Below are 17,288 nucleotides of genomic sequence, written 5' to 3'. Positions count from 1 at the left end.
ATATTGGTTGAAGTGCCATAAGGCTACCAGCGGAGAGGGATGCCTGTCAATCGGTATCGAGGGCACTCCGGAGGAGTTTTTGACCTGACCCGGAGAGGCGCTAAACTCTACGAAGAGGGGGCCGGGAGTCCCGACCGGCCTCACAGCGACTGGTCCGAGGGGGGAGCAATGAGACGCGACACGAGAATGCAGAGGTTCGTTCGGGACATCTTCGTCCACACCCCTTTCGTGAAGATGCTCCTCCTCCTGATCGTCCTCTGGCTCCTCTTCTCGGCGGGGCTCTTCCTGGCGGAGCGCGGGGCCCCGGGGACGACGATCAGGTCCTGCGGCAACGCCCTCTACTGGGGGATCGCCGCCTTCTCGACCGCCGGGATCGCCGACACGCCCCTTGCCGGCCTCTCCCAGCTCATTGGCGGGGCCTGGATCGTCCTCGGGTCGTCGATCTTCTTCGGGACCATCGTCGCCACCATCACGACCTACTTCATGCGCCCCCTGCAGCGGCCCGACCGGCAGATCGTCGAAACCATCGAGTACAACCTCGAGCAGCTCGACGACATCTCCATCGAGGAGCTCGACCTGCTCAAGGAGACGACCGACACCCTGATCCTCCACGTGGAGCACTTGAAGTCGAAGCGGCTCTCCGACAGGGACGAGCCGGAGGGGTAAGGGAGGGCGGCGCGCAACGAAAGAGCCCCGGAGGTCGAGGTCGGGGTCAGGCCTTGGTCGAGGTCGGGGTCAGGCCTTTAAAGATGGGATTTGACTTTTCCAATCCTTGCATCGAAAACCCCCGGACCATTTTGGGGGCTGTCTGCAAGGCTAGCCACCACGAAAAACAGGCTCACAAAGCAAGAGCCCCAGGTCGCTGAGACCTGGGGCTCTTGCTTTTTTCTTCGCGGGTTATTCCACCGAAACCGAGTCTTCGGTAGATCCAAGCGCGCAGAAATACTCGTAACAATCGGCAAGCGACAAACGGTGACCTATATCAAGAAGGGGCACTAAATTGTTGGCGTTGACAAGGGGTCTCGACCTGATAATGTTCTCTTGCTGGGCTATAAATTATTGGTTTTGTTGCTGTTTTGCAACTAGGGGTGGTCTTTTGAGGGGTGTGCTTCCGCTGAAAGAAGGATCCTCCTGTCAATCAATCTAAGGAAAGGAAAAGACCGATGAGAGACACGCGAAAAATGGGAATGCGAACCCTTTTCATGATGGCGCTGGCGATCACTGCCCTGGTCTTTGGCTCCATCTCGCCGGCCAGTGCTGGGGAGAAGAAAATCGACCTGGCACTATGCGCGCCCACCCAGGTTTTCACCATTGACATCGACAATCCTTACATCCTGTATTCCCCGGTTGGGCGACAGTGGAGACTGGTCGGCGAAGAGGACGACGAAATAATCATCGTGCGAATTACCGTCCTCGATGAGACCGAGACGCTCTATCCGGGGACCTTCAATGTGCTGACGCGGGTGGTCGAGGAACTAGAAGCCGTCGACGAGAACGAGGACGGTTTCATCCAGAACGATGAAGTCATCGAACAGTCGTTCAACTACTATGCGCAGAGGACCGCGGACGACACCCTCTGCTATTTCGGGGAAGAAGTATGGGAGCCGGCCGAGGAAGAAGTATTCGCACTCTTTGACAACGGCGATGAGCCTGTCCCCGGAGAGGTCGTTGACGGTTTGGAGAGAAATGAAGAGGGCGAGTGGCGGGCCGACGAAGGCATGGCCAGCAGCCCAGGCGTATTCTTCCCCGCTTCCGACGATGCGTTGCCGGGCACCAAGTTTCAGCAGGAAAACGGTCCCCCCGACGCCTTGGATGAAATGAAGATTGTCGGCAGCGGGTCTGTGCTGCTGGAAGACGTCACGATCGACGGCGTAGCGATGGAGGACGTCACTTTCGAAGACGTGCGCAGAGGGCGCGAATTCAACCCGGTCGATGGCGACAAAGGGTATAAGACCTTTGCCCGGGGGGTGGGGATCATCCTGGACGAGGATTTCCAAATCAAAGAGACAGGCGTTCTGCCTTAGCCTGTTCCGGGCTCAATGGGCAGGGCCCGCCGGTGGGGCACTTTTGACTAGAATCTACCGTCTGCGAGGGCCGCCCTAATCGATAAAAGCAGGCATTCAAAGCAAGAGCCCCCAGGTCTTTGACCTGGGGGCTCTTGCTTTGAATGCTTCAGATTTTCCAGCATGCCGTGCCGTTAAGGAGGCGGCAGGGGGGTCAGGAAGAGGCCTGGACCTTCTCCTTGCGCGCGGTCATCACCTTGTAGGCGCAGAACTCGCCGCACATGGTGCAGGCGCCGTGCTCCTCGTCCACCCCCGATTCGGCCCGGATGCGGCGGGCCTTTTCCGGGTCGAGGGCGAGGGCGAACTGCCCCTCCCAGTCGAGTTCCTTGCGGCACTTGGCCATGGCGATGTCCTTGTCGATCGCCCCCTTGACCCCTTTGACGATGTCCCCGGCGTGGGCGGCGAGGCGGCAGGCCATTACTCCTTCGTTGACGTCCTCCACCGTCGGCAACGCCAGGTGCTCGCTGGCGGTGACGTAGCAGAGGAAGTCGGCCCCGGCCGCGGCGGCGACGGTGCCGCCGATGGCGCAGGTGATGTGGTCGTAGCCGGGGGCGATGTCGGTGACGAGGGGCCCGAGGACGTAGAAGGGGGCGCCGTGGCAGAGGCGCTTCTGCAGCTGGATGTTGGCCTCGATCTGGTTCAGCGGTACGTGCCCCGGTCCCTCGATCATGACCTGGATGCCGGCGTCCCAGGCCCGCTGGGTCAGCTCGCCGAGGATGATCAGTTCCTGGATCTGCGCCCGGTCGGTGGCGTCGGCGAGGCAGCCGGGACGGAAGCCGTCACCGAGGGAGAGGGTGGCGTCGTACGGCTTGACGATCTCCAGCAGCCGGTCGAAGTACTCGTAGAGGGGGTTCTCGGCGTCGTTGTGGGTCATCCACTCGATGGTGAAGGAGCCGCCCCGGGAGACGACCTCCATGATCCGGCCTTCCTTGTCCATGCGCTCGACGGTGGCGCGGGTGACGCCGCAGTGGACGGTGATGAAGTCGACCCCGTCCTCGAGGTGCTTGACGATGCCGTCGAAGATCTCGTCGACGGTCATGTCGACCATCGCCTTGCCCTTGCGGGTCACCGTGTCGACGGCCGCCTGGTAGAGGGGCACCGAGCCGATGCAGGCCTGGGTCTCGCGGATGATCGCGGCGCGGATCTCGTCGATGGGGCCGCCGGTGGACAGGTCCATGATGGCGTGGGCGCCGGCGGCCACCGCGACGCGGGCCTTCTCCAGCTCCTTGTCGATGCTCTTGTCGTCCTTGCTGGTGCCGATGTTGGCGTTGACCTTGGTGGAGAGGCCCTTGCCGACGGCCAGGGGGATGCCGTTGGCGCGCTTGTTGTTGTGGCAGATGATGGCGGTGCCTTCGGCGATGCGTTGGCGCAGCACTTCGGCGTCAACGCCTTCAACGGCGGCGGCCTGCTTCATCTTGTCGGTGACGGTGCCCTGGCGGGCGTATTCGAGCTGGGTCATTTGAGTTACTCCGATGGGAAAATCAAAACGTCTTGTCTCACGCAAAGCCGCAAAGACGCCAAAAAGTGCAAAAATCGACCTCAAGGAAGAGCAGCTTTGTTGTTTGCCATATTCCCAGGTTTTGAAAACCGGAAATTCCTTTACCGTGATCCCTTTGTTGGCCTGGTGCCTTCCTTTGGGGCTTTGCGTCTTGAGTGAGCAAAGCGAACGGGCGCGAGGCCGGTTTTAGGGTTGAAATCCTTTGGTTTCCGGGCGGTCGTCCCTGAGGGTATTCGCCGCCTCCCAGTGGTTGACGGGGCCGTGTCCCGAGCCGAGGGGGAGGGCGGTGCGGATCGCCTCGGTGATGAACGTCTTGGCCTTCGCCACCGCGACGGGCAGCGGCTCGCCCCCGGCGAGACAGGTGGCGACCGCCGCCGCGTAGGTGCACCCCGTCCCGTGGGTGTTGGGCGTCTCCAGGCGCGGCGCGGCGTAGCGGCGGACCCGGCCGCCTTCGAGCAGCAGGTCGACGGCTTCCCCCTCCAGGTGGCCTCCCTTGAGAAGGACGTTGCGGGCGCCCATCTCCTGCAGCCGGCGGGCGGCTTTCTCCATCCCGGCCTCGTCGGTCACCGCTATCCCGGTCAGGGCCTGCGCCTCGGGGAGGTTGGGGGTGAGGAGGTAGGTCAGGGGGAGGAGCTCTTCGAGCAGGGCGGCGATCGCCTCGTCCTGCAGCAGGGCGGCGCCCCCCTTGGCGATCATTACCGGATCGACGACGATCGGCAGGTGCCGCTCCGCGAGCGCCCTGGCCGTCGCCCGGATGATCTCGGCCGAGAGGAGCATGCCGGTCTTGACGGCGTCGGCGCCGATGTCCGAGAGGACCGTCTCGATCTGCTCGGCGACGAAGCCGGCCGGCACCGGGTGAATGCCATGGACCCCGAGGGTGTTCTGGGCGGTCAGCGCGGTGATGGCGCTCGCCCCGTAGCCCCCGAGCAGGGAAACCGTCTTCAGGTCGGCCTGGATGCCCGCCCCGCCTCCCGAGTCGGAGCCGGCCACGGTGAGGACCCGGGCCCGCCGCAGGGGGTCGATCCGGTTGAAGAGGAGGGCGATCTCCCGGGCCGCGAGGGCCGGGTCGGGGTCGGCCATGACCGCGGAGACGACCGCCACCGCGTCGGCCCCGGCGTCGATGACCTCGCAGGCCCCCTCGCGGTCGATGCCGCCGATGGCGACGATCGGCAGGGCGACCTCGCGGCGCACCTGGCGCAACCGGTCGACCCCGACGTGGACCGCGTCGTCCTTGGTGGCCGTGGGGAACATGCTCCCCAGGCCGATGTAGTTCGCTCCCTGCGCCTGGGCGGCGCGGGCCTGCTCGGCGGTGCGGGTGGAGACGCCGACGATCCCCTTCGGACCGAGGATCTCGCGGGCCGCGGCGACGGTGCCGTCCCCCTGGCCGAGGTGGACGCCGTCGGCCCCCGCCTCGCGGGCGAGCTGCGGGGAGTCGTTGACGATATAGGTCGCCCCGGACCGGCGGCAGATCTCGCCGATGCGGCGGGCCGCGGCGAGCTTCTCCGCCTCGGGGCGCCCCTTGTCCCGGTACTGGACGATGCGCGCTCCCCCGGCGATGGCCGCCCGGGTCCGCTCGGCGAGGCGGCCGTCCTCGTCGCCGTCGGTGATGATGTAGAGTCCGCTGATCATGGTTCGAGGCCTGCAAATAAAAAAAGCCGTGAGCGCAAGAGCCCACGGCAGTGTCGATACCGTCTTCCCTTACCGCTTCCCTACGCCGGCATCATCCGGATCAGGTTCCAAGGGTCGTTCCGCGTGCTGCGGAACTCTCAGTGTGATACTCCCCTAGCGGTTTTTATCGTTACCGCGAAGCGTAAAAGAATTGGGGGGTGGTGTCAAGGTTCTTGTCGTTCGGGGGCCGTTCCCGGGTCACTCCACCCAGTCGAAGGTGCGGGTGACCGCCTTTTTCCACAGGTTGTAGTTTCGGGTGCGGGCGGTGTCGTCCCCGGACGGCTGCCAAGTCTTGTCGATTCCCCAGTTCTGCCGCATCTCGTCGGTGTTCTTCCAATAGCCGACCGCCAGGCCGGCGGCGTAGGCGGCGCCGAGGGCGGTGCTCTCCGCTACCCGGGGGCGGGTCACGGGGACCCCGAGCACGTCGGCCTGGATCTGCATGAGCAGGGTGTTGGCCACCATCCCGCCGTCCACCTTGAGCGCTTTCAGCTCCACCCCGGAATCCTTCTCCATCGCGTCCGCCACCTCGCGGGTCTGGTAGGCGACCGCCTCGAGGGTCGCCCGGGCGATGTGCCCGCGGGTGACGTAGCGGGTCATGCCGACGATGGCGCCTCTAGCGTCGCCCCGCCAGTAGGGGGCGAAGAGCCCGGAGAAGGCCGGCACGAAGTAGATGCCGCCGTTGTCCTCGACCATGCGGGCCAGGTTCTCGACGTCGGCGGCGGTGTTGATCAGCCGCAGGCCGTCGCGCAGCCACTGCACCAGGGCGCCGGCGATGGCGATGGAACCCTCCAGGGCGTAGACGGTCGGATCATTGCCGAACTTGTAGCAGGGGGTGGTCAGGAGCCCGCTTTTCGAGCGGACGATCTCGGTGCCGGTGTTGAGCAGCATGAAGCAGCCGGTGCCGTAGGTGTTCTTCGCCTCGCCCGGGCTGAAACAGGCCTGGCCGACGGTCGCCGCCTGCTGGTCGCCGAGGTCGCCGCAGACGGGGATCTCGCCGCCGAAGGGGCCGTCGGGCCTGGTCAGGCCGTAGAAATCCGGGTCGCTGGAGGGGCGGATCTCGGGAAGCATCGACCGGGGGACCCCCATGGCTTCGAGGATCTCGTCATCCCAGCAGGTGCCGTCCAGGTCCATCAGCATGGTCCGCGAGGCGTTGGTGACGTCGGTGACGTGAGCGCCGCCGTTGATGCCGCCGGTCAGCTTCCAGATGATCCAGGTGTCCATGTTGCCGAACAGGGCGTCCCCCCGCTCGGCCGCTTCGCGCAGGCCGGGGACGTTCTCGAGCAGCCAGCTGATCTTTGGGCCGGAGAAGTAGGTCGCCAGCGGCAGGCCGGTCCGGAAGCGGAAGCGGTCCTGGCCCCCCTCTTCGGCAAGCCGGTCGCAGATCTTGTCGGTGCGGGTGTCCTGCCAGACGATGGCGTTGTGGTAGGGCTGGCCGGTCTTTCTGTCCCAGGCCACCGCCGTCTCTCGCTGGTTGGTGACCCCGACCGCCGCGATGTCGGCGGCCACCAGGCCGGCTTTCTCCATCGCGCCGTGGATCACGTCCTTGGTGCGGGACCAGATTTCGACGGCGTCGTGCTCCACCCATCCCGGCTGGGGGTAGATCTGCTTGTGTTCCATCTGGCAGCTGGAGACCGTCTCGCCCGAATGGTTGAAAATCATGCAGCGGGAACTGGTCGTCCCCTGGTCGACTGCAGCTACGAATTTGGCCATGCCCGTGCCTCCTTGGTCCTTTTGGGATGGGAATCAGCTATCTGTTTATGCCCTTGATTCCAGTAACGATGAATGAGGTTGAGTGCAAAACCGAGTCCCGTGTCTCACGCAAAGCCGCTAAGGAAGGCAATAAATCGAGTCTCTATCGTTTTCTTTGCGGCTTTGCGACTTGAGTGGGCAAATGCGAACGGGCGTGAGGCCGGTTTTGATTTCGATCGATGGGCTCCTCTGCCGGAGGGCAGCTTTTGCAGCACATCTTGAGTTCAACCTGAGTGAAGTGGACAACCAGAAGCAGCTATTCAAAGAGGTCCGATCACCAGATCGTAGAAAACCGCCCCCAGGACGCCGCCGATAATCGGCCCGACCACCGGAACCCAGGCGTAGGCCCAGTCGCCGTCCCTCTTGCCGGGGATCGGCAGGACCGCGTGGGCGATGCGCGGCCCCAGGTCGCGGGCCGGGTTTATGGCGTAGCCGGTCGGCCCGCCCAGCGACAGCCCCAGGCTGAAGACCAGGATGCCGACCGCATAAGGCCCCATGCCGCCTGCGAGGCCGTTGTTGGCGTTGAAGATCCCCAGCACCCCGACCAGCAGCATGGCGGTGCCGATGATCTCGGTGAGCAGGTTGCGGCCGTAGCTGCGAATGGCCGGAGCGGTGCAGAAGACCGCCAGTTTGAGATCGGCATCCTCGGTCTTTTCCCAGTGCGCCAGGTAGGCCAGCCAGACCAGCACCGCGCCGAGGAACGCGCCGAGAAACTGGCCGGCGAAGTAGACCAGGGCCGTTGCGAAGGTGATCTTGCCGAGGGCCAGAAAGCCGACCGTGACCGCAGGGTTGATGTGGGCGCCGCTGACCCAGCCTGTGACATAGACGGCGATGGCCACGCCGAACCCCCATCCGGCGGCGATAACGATCCAGTCGGAGTTCTGCCCCTTCGATTTCTCAAGGACCACGTTGGCCACCACGCCGTCCCCCAGCAGGATCAGGATCATGGTTCCGACGAGTTCACCCAGAAAGATGTCCATGGGGTGCCTCCTAGTCGGTCAGCGCCTTCACCTCGGCGCATGCCCCGCACAGGATGTGGATCAGTGACTGGTCCCCCCAGCCGGAAACCCGCCTCACCAGGGGGATGTCGCGTTCGATCGCATGGCCGGGGCAGAGGCCCCGACCGCACACCGAACAGACGGCGACCGCTTCGCTCTTGGAATCCGCTTTTGCGCAGTTGTAGCACTCCATAAATGTCCCCCTCTTTTGTTGCCGGGTGGCGGATGGCTTTGCCTGCTTGTGCCGTCCTGTACCGTAATTGTAGTAGGTCCCCGGAATCGGTCAAACGGCCCCCTTTTCCTCGCCCCGCCTTCGGTGCCGCCGGGAGTCCTTTTCCGTGGTCATTTCCGGCCCCTTCGTCCTTCAGGAATACGCATCTGTTTTCGTTTTCGAACAATTGCCTCGGGGGGTCGGTTGGTCCCTTGACTCTCTTTCCTGTAAAGATGCGGAATCATATCGCCCCCGGGCGTTTGCCTTTCCTCTTCCGGGCAAACTCGAAAGGTGCCAGCCTGGCGTCTGTTTTTTCGCTTGCAAACATTTTGGGTCCCGTTTATCATTGAAAGTGAACATACAGGGGTGTCGATCCGAACGTTTGACATTCTGGCGGGCAAAGGCTGGCTCCTTTCAGCGAAGAGGTAAAGATGACGAGACAAGAGACACTGGCGGCCCTGAAGCAGGACGAACCTTTTGACCTTCTGGTCGTCGGCGGCGGCGCGACCGGCTGCGGCATCGCGGTCGACGCTGCGCTCCGCGGCCTCAAGGTCGCCCTGGTGGAAAAGAACGATCTCGCCGAGGTGACCAGCAGCCGCAGTACCAAACTGGTCCACGGCGGGGTGCGCTACCTCGAAAAGGCCGTTAAGCGCCTCGACAAGGCCCAGTACGATCTGGTCAGGGAGGGGCTCCACGAGCGGGGCGTCCTGCTGAAAAACGCGCCCCACCTGTCGAACCCGATCCCCTTTGTCACCCCCCTGTACAAGTGGCTCGACGTCCCCATGGTGACCATCGGCCTGAAGCTCTACGACCTCCTGGCCGGCAAGATGGGGATCGGCCACAGCCGCCTGCTGAGCCGCAAGAAAGCCCTTCAGCGTTTCCCGATGCTCCAGGCGAAGGGCCTCAAGGCGGGGGTCCTCTACTACGACGGCCAGTTCAACGACGCCCGGATGGCCGTGGCCCTCGCCATGACCGCCCGGGAACACGGCGCGGTGGTGGCCAACCACGTCGAAGTCACAGACCTCGTCAAGGAGAGCGGCCATGTCGCCGGCGCCCGACTCAAGGACAGCCTGACCGGGAGCGAATGGACGTTGCGCGCCAGGGGGGTGGTCAACGCCACCGGCCCCTTCGGCGACCGCCTGAGGCAGATGGACGACCCCGCCGCCACGCCGATCATCACCGCCAGCTCGGGGATCCACATCGTCCTCGACGAGCGCTTCGCCCCGCCCGAGACGGGGCTGATGATCCCCAAGACCGAAGATGGCCGGGTTCTCTTCGTCATCCCCTGGCAGGGGCATGCCCTGGTCGGCACCACCGACGACCCCGCGGAGATCAGCGAACATCCCCGGGCGACGGAGGACGAGGTCGATTACCTGCTGCGCCATGTCCGAAAGTATTTCGACCTCAGCGTGACCAGGGACGACATCAAGGCCACCTGGTCGGGCCTGCGCCCCCTGGTCGCCGACCCGGAGGCGGCCGATACCTCCAACCTGGTCCGCGACCACGTGATCTCCATGAGCGAGGCCGGCCTCCTCACCATCGTCGGCGGCAAGTGGACCAGTTACCGCAGGATGGCCGAGGACACCGTCGACCAGGCGGTGGCGGGGTACGGACTCGAGCCCGCCCTCGCCTGCCAGACCAACGACACCCCGGTGGCCGGCGGCGCCGGTTACCTGCCCGACGGCGGTGCCCGGCTGGTGGGGGCACACGGCCTCGCGGCCGACGTTGCCGCCAACCTGAACCGCGCCTACGGCGACCGCGCCGATGCCGTGGCAGAAGTGGCGGCCGAAGGGTTCGACTCCCGGCTCCATCCCGACCACCCCTACATCGAGGCCGAGATCGTCTACGCGGTGCGCCACGAATTCGCCGAGCGCGCCATCGACGTGCTGGCGCGGCGCCTGCCGCTGGCATTGATCGACAAGGCCGCGACCGCGGCGGTGGCCCGGCGTGTGGTGGAGATCATGGCAAAGGAACTCGGCTGGGACGAGGCCCGCGGCCAGGCCGAATACGACCTGGTGACGGAACGTCTGGCCGTCGCCTTGTAGGGCGCGTCGGGCAGGAAGAACGGAAAAACGGGCCACCTTCTCACTGGAGAGAAGGTGGCCCGTTTTTTTTGGCTGGCGGGTGCCCGTGCACGGCAGGGATAGCCCCTCCGGTTTTTTGGAGGAGCCGTTCTATATGCCGTAAATGGTGATTTGTAGGCCCCTTTTTTCCGCAGGCTCAATAGCAACGCATGAATGCATGGATGTCCCGTTTTTTCCTCTCGCGGATACCAGGGTCCCGGTATCCCCACCCCACCCTTAGACACACCATTTTGGGGCCAAAAAGGCCACTCTAAGCCAAAAAAAACAGGCCAAAAACTTAGGCGTTTTCACTAAATATCGGCAGGTTGTCTAGGTCCGTCCCCATTCAAGGCGCTGGGCGATGCGGGGAAGGGGGCCTTGCCGGTAAAAGGTGTTTACGCCGGACGAAAAAAGGCAGCACAAATGTGCTGCCGAAGAGGTGAGAACTGTAAAGAATGTAACCCCGCGGAGGAGAGGGTTTCCCCCGCGGGGTTTGGTTTGTGGCCGTGCCGGTTTAGTCCACCCAGTCGAAGGTGCGGGTGACGGCTTTCTTCCACATGCCGAAGTTTTTGACCCGGGCGGTATCGTCCTCGGCCGGCTCCCAGTTCTTGTCGACCCCCCAGTTCTGCCGCATCTCGTCGGTGTTGTTCCAGAAACCGACGGCGAGGCCGGCGGCATAGGCGGCTCCCAGGGCGGTGCTCTCGGCGACCTTGGGACGGGTGACGGTGACTCCCAGGACGTCGGCCTGGTACTGCATCAGCAATTCGTTGGCGACCATGCCGCCGTCGACCTTGAGGGCCTTGAGCTTGACCCCGGAGTCGGCCTCCATGGCGTCGAGGACCTCGCGGGTCTGGTAGGCCACCGCCTCGAGGGCGGCCCGGGCGAAGTGGCCGCGGGTGAGGTAGCGGGTCATGCCGACGATGGCGCCTCTAGCGTCGCTCTTCCAGTAGGGAGCGAAGAGACCGGAGAAGGCGGGGACGAAGTACATGCCGCCGTTGTCCTCGACCATGCGGGCCAGGTTCTCGACGTCCGCCGCGGTGTTGATCAGCCGCATCTGGTCGCGCAGCCACTGGACCGCGGCGCCGGCGATGGCGATGGAGCCTTCGAGGGCGTAGACCGTCGGCTCGTTGCCGAACTTGTAGCAGGGGGTGGTGAGCAGGCCGTTCTTGGAGTGGACGATCTCGGTGCCGGTGTTGAGGAGCATGAAGCAGCCGGTGCCGTAGGTGTTCTTGGCTTCGCCGACGCCGAAGCAGGTCTGGCCGACGGTGGCCGCCTGCTGGTCGCCGAGGTCGCCGCAGACGGGGATCTTGCCGCCGAAGGGGCCGTTCTCCTTGGTGTGGCCGTAGAGTCCCGGGTCGCTCGAGGGGCGGATCGTCGGCAGCATCTGTTTCGGGATGCCCATCAGCTCGATGATCTCGTCATCCCATGTGGTGCCGTCGAGATTCATCAGCATGGTCCGCGAGGCGTTGGTGACGTCGGTGACGTGGGCGCCGCCGTTGATGCCGCCGGTCAGCTTCCAGATGATCCAGGTGTCCATGTTGCCGAAGAGGGCGTCGCCCCTCTCGGCGGCCTCGCGCAGCCCCTCCACGTTGTCGAGGAGCCACTTGATCTTGGGGCCGGAGAAGTAGGTCGCCAGGGGGAGGCCGGTCTTGGCGCGGAAACGGTCCTGTCCCCCGTCGCCGGCGAGCAGACCACAGATGGCGTCGGTGCGGGTGTCCTGCCAGACGATGGCGTTGTGGTAGGGCTGGCCTGTTCTCCGGTCCCAGACCACCGCCGTCTCCCGCTGGTTGGTGATGCCGACGGCGGCGATGTCCGCTGCCACCAGGCCGGCCTTTTCCATCGCGGCGTGGATCACGTCCTTGGTGCGGGACCATATTTCGACGGCGTTGTGCTCGACCCACCCCGGCTGGGGGTAGATCTGCTTGTGTTCCATCTGGCAGCTCGAAACGGGTTCGCCGGCGTGGTTGAAGAGCATGCAGCGGGTGCTGGTGGTTCCCTGGTCGATGGCAGCGACGTACTTGGCCATGGTTTTTCTCCTTTGGTTCTTGTCGAAAATGCTCTGGAGGCCATAATTTTAAAGGCTTCCGAGGACTCCCTGGTACAGAAAGGCTCCGAGCACGGCGCCGATGACGGGGCCGACCACCGGGATCCAGGCGTAGCTCCAGTTCGAGTCGCGCTTGCCGGGGATGGGGAGGAGGGCGTGTGCGATGCGCGGCCCGAGGTCGCGGGCGGGATTGATGGCGTAGCCGGTCGGCCCGCCGAGGGAGAGGCCGAGGCTGAAGACCAGGATGCCGACAGCATAGGGGCCGAAGCCGCTGCCGATGCCGTTGTTGGCGTGGAAAATCCCCAGGACCCCCACCATCAGCATGGCGGTGCCGATAGCTTCGCAGAGCAGGTTGCCGAAGGTGTGGCGGATCGCCGGTCCGGTGCAGAAGACGGCCAGCTTGAGGTCGGCATCCTCTGTCTTTTCCCAGTGGGGGAGGTAGGCCAGCCAGACCAGGACGGCGCCGAGGAACGCGCCGGCGAACTGACCGGCAAAGTAGACCAGGGCGTCCGCGAGGGCGACTTTGCCCAGCGCCAGGAACCCGATCGTGACCGCCGGGTTGATGTGGGCGCCGCTGACCCAGCCGGCGACATAGACGGCAATCGCCACCCCGAAGCCCCACCCGGCGCTGATCACGATCCAGCCGGAGTTCTGCCCCTTGGATTTCTCCAGGACCACGTTGGCGACAACCCCGCCGCCCAGCAGAATCAGGATCATGGTTCCGATAAGTTCGCCCAGAAAGATGCTCATGGTGTTCTCCTTCTTTGCTGAAGCCTGGAGTGTGGCCTTGCCTTGTGCGTCGGCCCGATGATGGTGGGTTTGTCGGCGCCTTCCTCTTTCTCAGGGTGCCGGCGGGCGACAAACTAAGTTCTAAATCGAACATTATCATGGCGCATTTGTTTCATGCAACACAAATTTGATGCAAAGCGAACATTGATGCAGCGATTTTTTTGCTTTAGAAAGGAAAATGTTCATTTTTGACGGAAATGGTTGCAGGCTCGGGGAGGGGTGGGGGCTGCCCGGCCAGCGATCAAAGGTTGAAAAGCGTCTATACCCGTCCTGAATCAGGCCCTTGGGTTGGGGGGCGGACATGGGGGGACGGTCCGATCCCGGGGGAAGGCAAGTGAAACCTTGTTTTCATGTTGAAACATTTTTTGGGGCAACAGTCTGTGCATTCCTGTTCGAATATGTTAATTTGCTGCCGGTATCGTTGGGGATGGATCATTTGCGCAATGCAACATTGCTTAACCGAACGAGGGGATGATGGCGGAGAAGAAAGCGGGGAAGGGGCTCAGTCAGAGACAGAAGCAGATCGTTGAAATGGTCCGGCAGCAGGGGTTTGCCGCCGTGGAGGCTTTGGCGCAGAACTTCGACGTGACGCCCCAGACCATTCGTCGCGATATCAACGAGCTTTGCAGCCAGGGGCTGGTCCGCCGCTTCCACGGTGGGGTCGGACTCTCTTCGAGCGTCGAGAACGTCGCCTACGAGACCCGCAAGGTGCTGCTGCTCGAGGAGAAGCAGCGCATCGCCAGGCAGGTCGCCGGCCAGATCCCCGACCGGGCCTCGGTCTTTATCGACATCGGGACCTCGACCGAGGAGGTCGCCAGGGCCCTGCGGGACCACGAGGGGCTCCGCGTCATCACCAACGACCTCAATGTCGCCACCATCCTGAGCGGCAACCCGACCTGCGAGGTGATCATCGCCGGCGGGGTGGTCCGTCACCGTTACCGCGGCATCACCGGCGAGGCGACCATCGACTTCATCCGGCAGTTCAAGGTCGATTTCGGCATCCTCGGCATTTCCGCCATCGACAGTGACGGCACCCTGCTCGAATTCGACTACCACGAAGTGCGCGTCGCCCAGGCGATCATTGAAAACTCGCGGAAGGTCTTTCTGACCGCCGACCACACCAAGTTCGGCCGGAACGCCCTGGTGCGGCTCGGCCACCTGTCGCAAATCGATGCGCTCTTTACCGACCGGCAACCGCCGGAAGAGATCGCCGGGAGCCTGGCCGAGCACAATGTCGCCCTGTATGTGGCCGAAGCCGGGTTGCGCTCCCAATAAACAATCGGGAGGTGCCGCAACGACCGAAAAAGAAGAAGGGGCTGACCCGACCGGGCCCGCCCCTTCTTCTTTTCAATGCAAATTCGACCCTTCGGTCACCTTCCCTGTCATCACCGGGGATAAAACCTTTTCGTCAGCCCTTCCGCCAGAGCGCGACGATCCGGTCCGCGACCTGCTCCGGGGTCAGGCCGTCGGTGTCGATGGCGTGCTGGGCGGCGGCCTTGTACAGCGGTGTGCGCCTCTCCAGAACCTCGGTCACCTCTTCGGTGAACGTCTTGCCGGCGGTCAGGGAGGGGCGCTCCGTGTCCCCCTCGATCCGTGCGACGATCGTTTCGACGGAGGCCTTCAGCCAGAAGATGCGGGAGCTGCCCTGCAGCGCCTCGGTGTTTTCAGGCCGCTCGATGATCCCGCCCCCGGCGTCGATGACGACGTTGTCCCGCCCGGCGAATTCCCGGACCCGCTCCGACTCGATGTCGCGGAACGCCGTCCAGCCTTTCAGCTCCACGATCTCCGGAATCGACATCCCCGCCTTCTTGACGATCTCGGCATCGAGGCCGATGCAGGGCATCCCGAGCCGTGCGGCGACGAGATGCCCGGCGGCGCTCTTGCCGGTGCCGCGATATCCGATCAGTACGATGTTCATTTTTTCAGATGCTCCATGACGACGCGGCGCATGACTTCGACCGGTGCCTCCTCGCCGGTGAAGCGTTCGAACTGCAGGGCGGCCTGGTTGACGAACATCTCCACTCCGTGGATGACCTGCGCCCCCCGGGAGCGGGCCCCGGAGAGCAGTTTCGTCTCCAGGGGGGTGTAGACGATGTCGAAGAGGACCTGCTCCGGCCGGAAGAGTTCCGCCGGGACGAGGGAGGCGTCTTCGTGGGGGTGCATGCCGATCGGCGTGCAGTGGATGACGACGTCGGCGCGCTCCATCGCCGCGGCGAGGGACGCCTCGGTCAGCAGGTCCGGCGCGATCGCGGCGTCCGTCCCAGCCTGCAGGTCGGCCGCCAGCTGGCCGAGCATCGGCTCGTTGACGTCGAGGATCGCGAGCTGTGCCGGGCCGGCCTGCCGGGCGAGGGTGAAGGCGATTGCCCGCGCCGCCCCGCCCGAGCCGAGCATGAGGACGTTTTTGCCGCCCAGTTCCACCCCGGCGTCGACGAAGGCCTTCAGCGCGCCCGGCCCGTCGGTGCCGAATCCGACCAGCCTGCCCCCCTCGTTGACCACCGTGTTGATCGCGCCGATGTGGCGGTCGACCTCGGCGATCTCGTCCACATGCTTCATGACCTCGGTCTTGTGGGGGATGGTGACGCTCATGCCGCGGAAATTCCCGATTGCCCGCATCCCCGCCAGGACGCTCCCCACGTCTTCGACCGGGAAGGCCAGATAAACATAGTCGAGGCCCCGTTCCGCGAAGGCGGCGTTGTGGATGGCCGGTGAAAGGCTGTGCGCGATCGGGTTGCCGATCACGGCGCAGAGCCTGGTGCTGGTGCTGATCGATGGTGCGTTCTTCATCAAGACCTCCCTGGGGTGATTCCACCGGAGTCGGAAATGTCATCGGAAACGATCGAACGGGATTGGCCCGCGCCCCTGTCCCTTCGTTCGAGAAGCGGAACACCTACATAGCATCATCTGCCGCCTTGTTCAAGGGGGACACCGGGAGGGGATCTACTCCCATTGCCTTGTCCTCCCTGCCCGGCCATGTTAAATAACCTGTTCACCCCTTTGACCGGACAGGACCCTCATGTTTTTCTTCAAGGGCCGGCGCCGCCGGAAGCTGCGCGGCAGGCCGCTGCGGCCAGTATGGATCGAGACCCTTCGCCGCAACCTCGGCTTTTACGCCCGGCTGCCGGAGAGCGACCGCGCCGAGCTGCACGGGCACATCCGGGTCTTTTTGGACGAAAAGGAGTTCGAAGGGTGCGGCGGGCTGCAGCTGGACGACGAGATCCGCGTGACGGTCGCCGCCCAGGCCTGCGTGCTGCTGCTGCACCGCAAGACGGACTATTATCCCGAACTCCGCTCCATCCTGATCTATCCCTCCCCCTACCGGGCCTCCCGGGACGTCGCCGACGGCAGCGGGGTCGTCCACCGCCGCCAGGACGTGCGGCTCGGCGAATCGTGGTCCCACGGCACCGTCGTGCTCGCCTGGGACAGCGTGCGCCGCGGCGCCGTGAACCCGGTCGACGGGCACAACGTGGTTTTCCACGAGTTCGCCCACCAGCTCGACAGCGAGGACGGCCGCACCGACGGTGCGCCGATCCTGGCCGACCGCTCCCATTACTCCCCCTGGGCGCGGATTCTCGGCGACGAGTTCGAGCGTCTCCAGCAGCGCCGGAAGGGGGGGCGCAAGAGCCTGCTCGATCATTACGGCGCGACCAATCCGGCCGAATTTTTCGCCGTGGCCACGGAAACTTTTTTCGAGAACCCGGGGCAGCTGAAGAAGAAGCACCCGCAGCTCTACGGCCAGCTGGAAGGCTACTATCGGCAGGACCCCGCCGGGTGGCCGGGCGGGAACGAGTGAAGGCGGCGGGGAGGGGGGCAATCCTTTCCTTTGCGGCTTGGCGGCTTGAGTGAGCGAACGCGAACGGGCGAGAGGCCGATCTTGATTCTAGTTGCCCAGGTTGTCCTGGCAGATGACAAGCTTCTGTTGTAGCTTTGCATTCAACTTGAGCGAAGTGCATAACCGGAAAACGTTTTACGGATAGCGGTTTTCCTTTTGCGTCGCGGTTTCTATGCGTTAAAGAAGGACGGGTTTTTCTTTCCTTCTCTTTGGATATTGATTTCGCTAAGGAGTGCCCATGAAGGCGAAAGATCTGGCGAAAAGGATCAAATCGAAGCAGCCGCCCACCGTGGTCGACGTAAGAAGCGGGTTCGAATTCAGGTCGGGGCACGTTCCGGGCGCCCTGCACGCCCCGACCTGGAGGATCGTGCTGCGC

General features: G+C 64.1%; 15 protein-coding genes and 1 riboswitch. Of the genes, 6 read left to right on the top strand and 9 right to left on the bottom strand.

Annotation, left to right across the window (positions count from 1 at the left end; translation table 11 throughout):
- Positions 1-168: 168 nt before the first annotated feature.
- Positions 169-666 (top strand): hypothetical protein, encoded by a 498-nt coding sequence (locus C0617_RS02780; RefSeq protein WP_291315497.1) that lies wholly within the window; start codon positions 169-171, stop codon positions 664-666.
- Between the two features lie 515 nt (positions 667-1,181).
- Positions 1,182-2,024: a hypothetical protein gene (locus tag C0617_RS02775; protein ID WP_291315496.1), complete on the top strand. Its 843-nt coding sequence runs from the start codon at positions 1,182-1,184 to the stop codon at positions 2,022-2,024.
- Between the two features lie 193 nt (positions 2,025-2,217).
- Here C0617_RS02775 and thiC read toward each other — a convergent pair whose 3' ends face one another.
- The 5 genes from thiC to C0617_RS02750 all read right to left on the bottom strand — a co-directional run bounded on the left by thiC (position 2,218) and on the right by C0617_RS02750 (position 8,169).
- The gene (thiC, locus tag C0617_RS02770) at positions 2,218-3,522 is read right to left on the bottom strand and encodes a phosphomethylpyrimidine synthase ThiC (RefSeq protein WP_291315495.1); all 1,305 of its coding nucleotides are present in this window, start codon (positions 3,520-3,522) and stop codon (positions 2,218-2,220) included.
- A 225-nt stretch (positions 3,523-3,747) separates the two neighbouring features.
- Positions 3,748-5,190 (bottom strand): bifunctional hydroxymethylpyrimidine kinase/phosphomethylpyrimidine kinase, encoded by a 1,443-nt coding sequence (gene thiD / locus C0617_RS02765; RefSeq protein WP_291315494.1) that lies wholly within the window; start codon positions 5,188-5,190, stop codon positions 3,748-3,750.
- A 60-nt stretch (positions 5,191-5,250) separates the two neighbouring features.
- Positions 5,251-5,355: riboswitch (TPP riboswitch) on the bottom strand.
- Positions 5,356-5,427: 72 nt separating this feature from the next.
- Positions 5,428-6,939 carry a glycerol kinase GlpK gene (gene glpK, locus C0617_RS02760; RefSeq protein ID WP_291315493.1) on the bottom strand — a complete coding sequence of 504 codons (1,512 nt, stop codon included), beginning with the start codon at positions 6,937-6,939 and terminating at the stop codon, positions 5,428-5,430.
- Between the two features lie 299 nt (positions 6,940-7,238).
- A complete protein-coding gene (locus C0617_RS02755; RefSeq protein ID WP_291315492.1) occupies positions 7,239-7,958 on the bottom strand; it encodes an MIP/aquaporin family protein in 720 nt (239 codons plus the stop codon).
- A gap of 10 nt (positions 7,959-7,968) precedes the next feature.
- The gene (locus C0617_RS02750; protein WP_291315491.1) at positions 7,969-8,169 is read right to left on the bottom strand and encodes a DUF2180 family protein; all 201 of its coding nucleotides are present in this window, start codon (positions 8,167-8,169) and stop codon (positions 7,969-7,971) included.
- Between the two features lie 449 nt (positions 8,170-8,618).
- Here C0617_RS02750 and C0617_RS02745 point away from each other — a divergent pair, with 449 nt between their 5' ends.
- Positions 8,619-10,232 (top strand): FAD-dependent oxidoreductase, encoded by a 1,614-nt coding sequence (locus C0617_RS02745; RefSeq protein ID WP_291315490.1) that lies wholly within the window; start codon positions 8,619-8,621, stop codon positions 10,230-10,232.
- Positions 10,233-10,764: 532 nt separating this feature from the next.
- Here the strand turns inward: C0617_RS02745 and glpK (C0617_RS02740) are convergent.
- Both glpK (C0617_RS02740) and C0617_RS02735 read right to left on the bottom strand, forming a co-directional pair.
- Complete coding sequence (gene glpK, locus C0617_RS02740; RefSeq protein ID WP_291315489.1) at positions 10,765-12,276, bottom strand: glycerol kinase GlpK; 1,512 nt, start codon at positions 12,274-12,276, stop codon at positions 10,765-10,767.
- Between the two features lie 48 nt (positions 12,277-12,324).
- Positions 12,325-13,044 carry an MIP/aquaporin family protein gene (locus C0617_RS02735; RefSeq protein WP_291315488.1) on the bottom strand — a complete coding sequence of 240 codons (720 nt, stop codon included), beginning with the start codon at positions 13,042-13,044 and terminating at the stop codon, positions 12,325-12,327.
- Between the two features lie 513 nt (positions 13,045-13,557).
- On the opposite strand from C0617_RS02735, the gene C0617_RS02730 reads away from it, so the two are divergent.
- On the top strand, positions 13,558-14,358 hold the full coding sequence (locus C0617_RS02730; protein WP_291315487.1) for a DeoR/GlpR family transcriptional regulator: 801 nt from the start codon (positions 13,558-13,560) through the stop codon (positions 14,356-14,358).
- A 133-nt stretch (positions 14,359-14,491) separates the two neighbouring features.
- Here the strand turns inward: C0617_RS02730 and C0617_RS02725 are convergent, their stop codons facing one another.
- Entirely contained in the window at positions 14,492-15,001 is a 510-nt protein-coding gene (locus C0617_RS02725; RefSeq protein ID WP_291315486.1) for a shikimate kinase, read from the bottom strand.
- Positions 14,998-15,867, bottom strand: a complete 870-nt coding sequence (locus tag C0617_RS02720) for a shikimate dehydrogenase (protein ID WP_291315485.1) — start codon at positions 15,865-15,867, stop codon at positions 14,998-15,000. Before C0617_RS02720 ends, C0617_RS02725 begins: the two co-directional genes overlap by 4 nt.
- Positions 15,868-16,096: 229 nt before the next feature.
- Between C0617_RS02720 and C0617_RS02715 the strand changes: the two genes are divergently transcribed.
- Positions 16,097-16,873 (top strand): M90 family metallopeptidase, encoded by a 777-nt coding sequence (locus C0617_RS02715; RefSeq protein WP_291315484.1) that lies wholly within the window; start codon positions 16,097-16,099, stop codon positions 16,871-16,873.
- 277 nt (positions 16,874-17,150) lie between these two features.
- On the top strand, positions 17,151-17,288 hold a 138-nt coding region (locus C0617_RS16965; protein WP_365888859.1), incomplete at its 3' end, for a rhodanese-like domain-containing protein.

Origin of the sequence: Desulfuromonas sp. (assembly GCF_002868845.1) — a bacterium.
Lineage (GTDB): Bacteria > Desulfobacterota > Desulfuromonadia > Desulfuromonadales > BM501 > BM501.
Note: the sequence above shows the minus strand (reverse complement) of the source record. Positions and strands in the feature narration are given on the sequence as shown.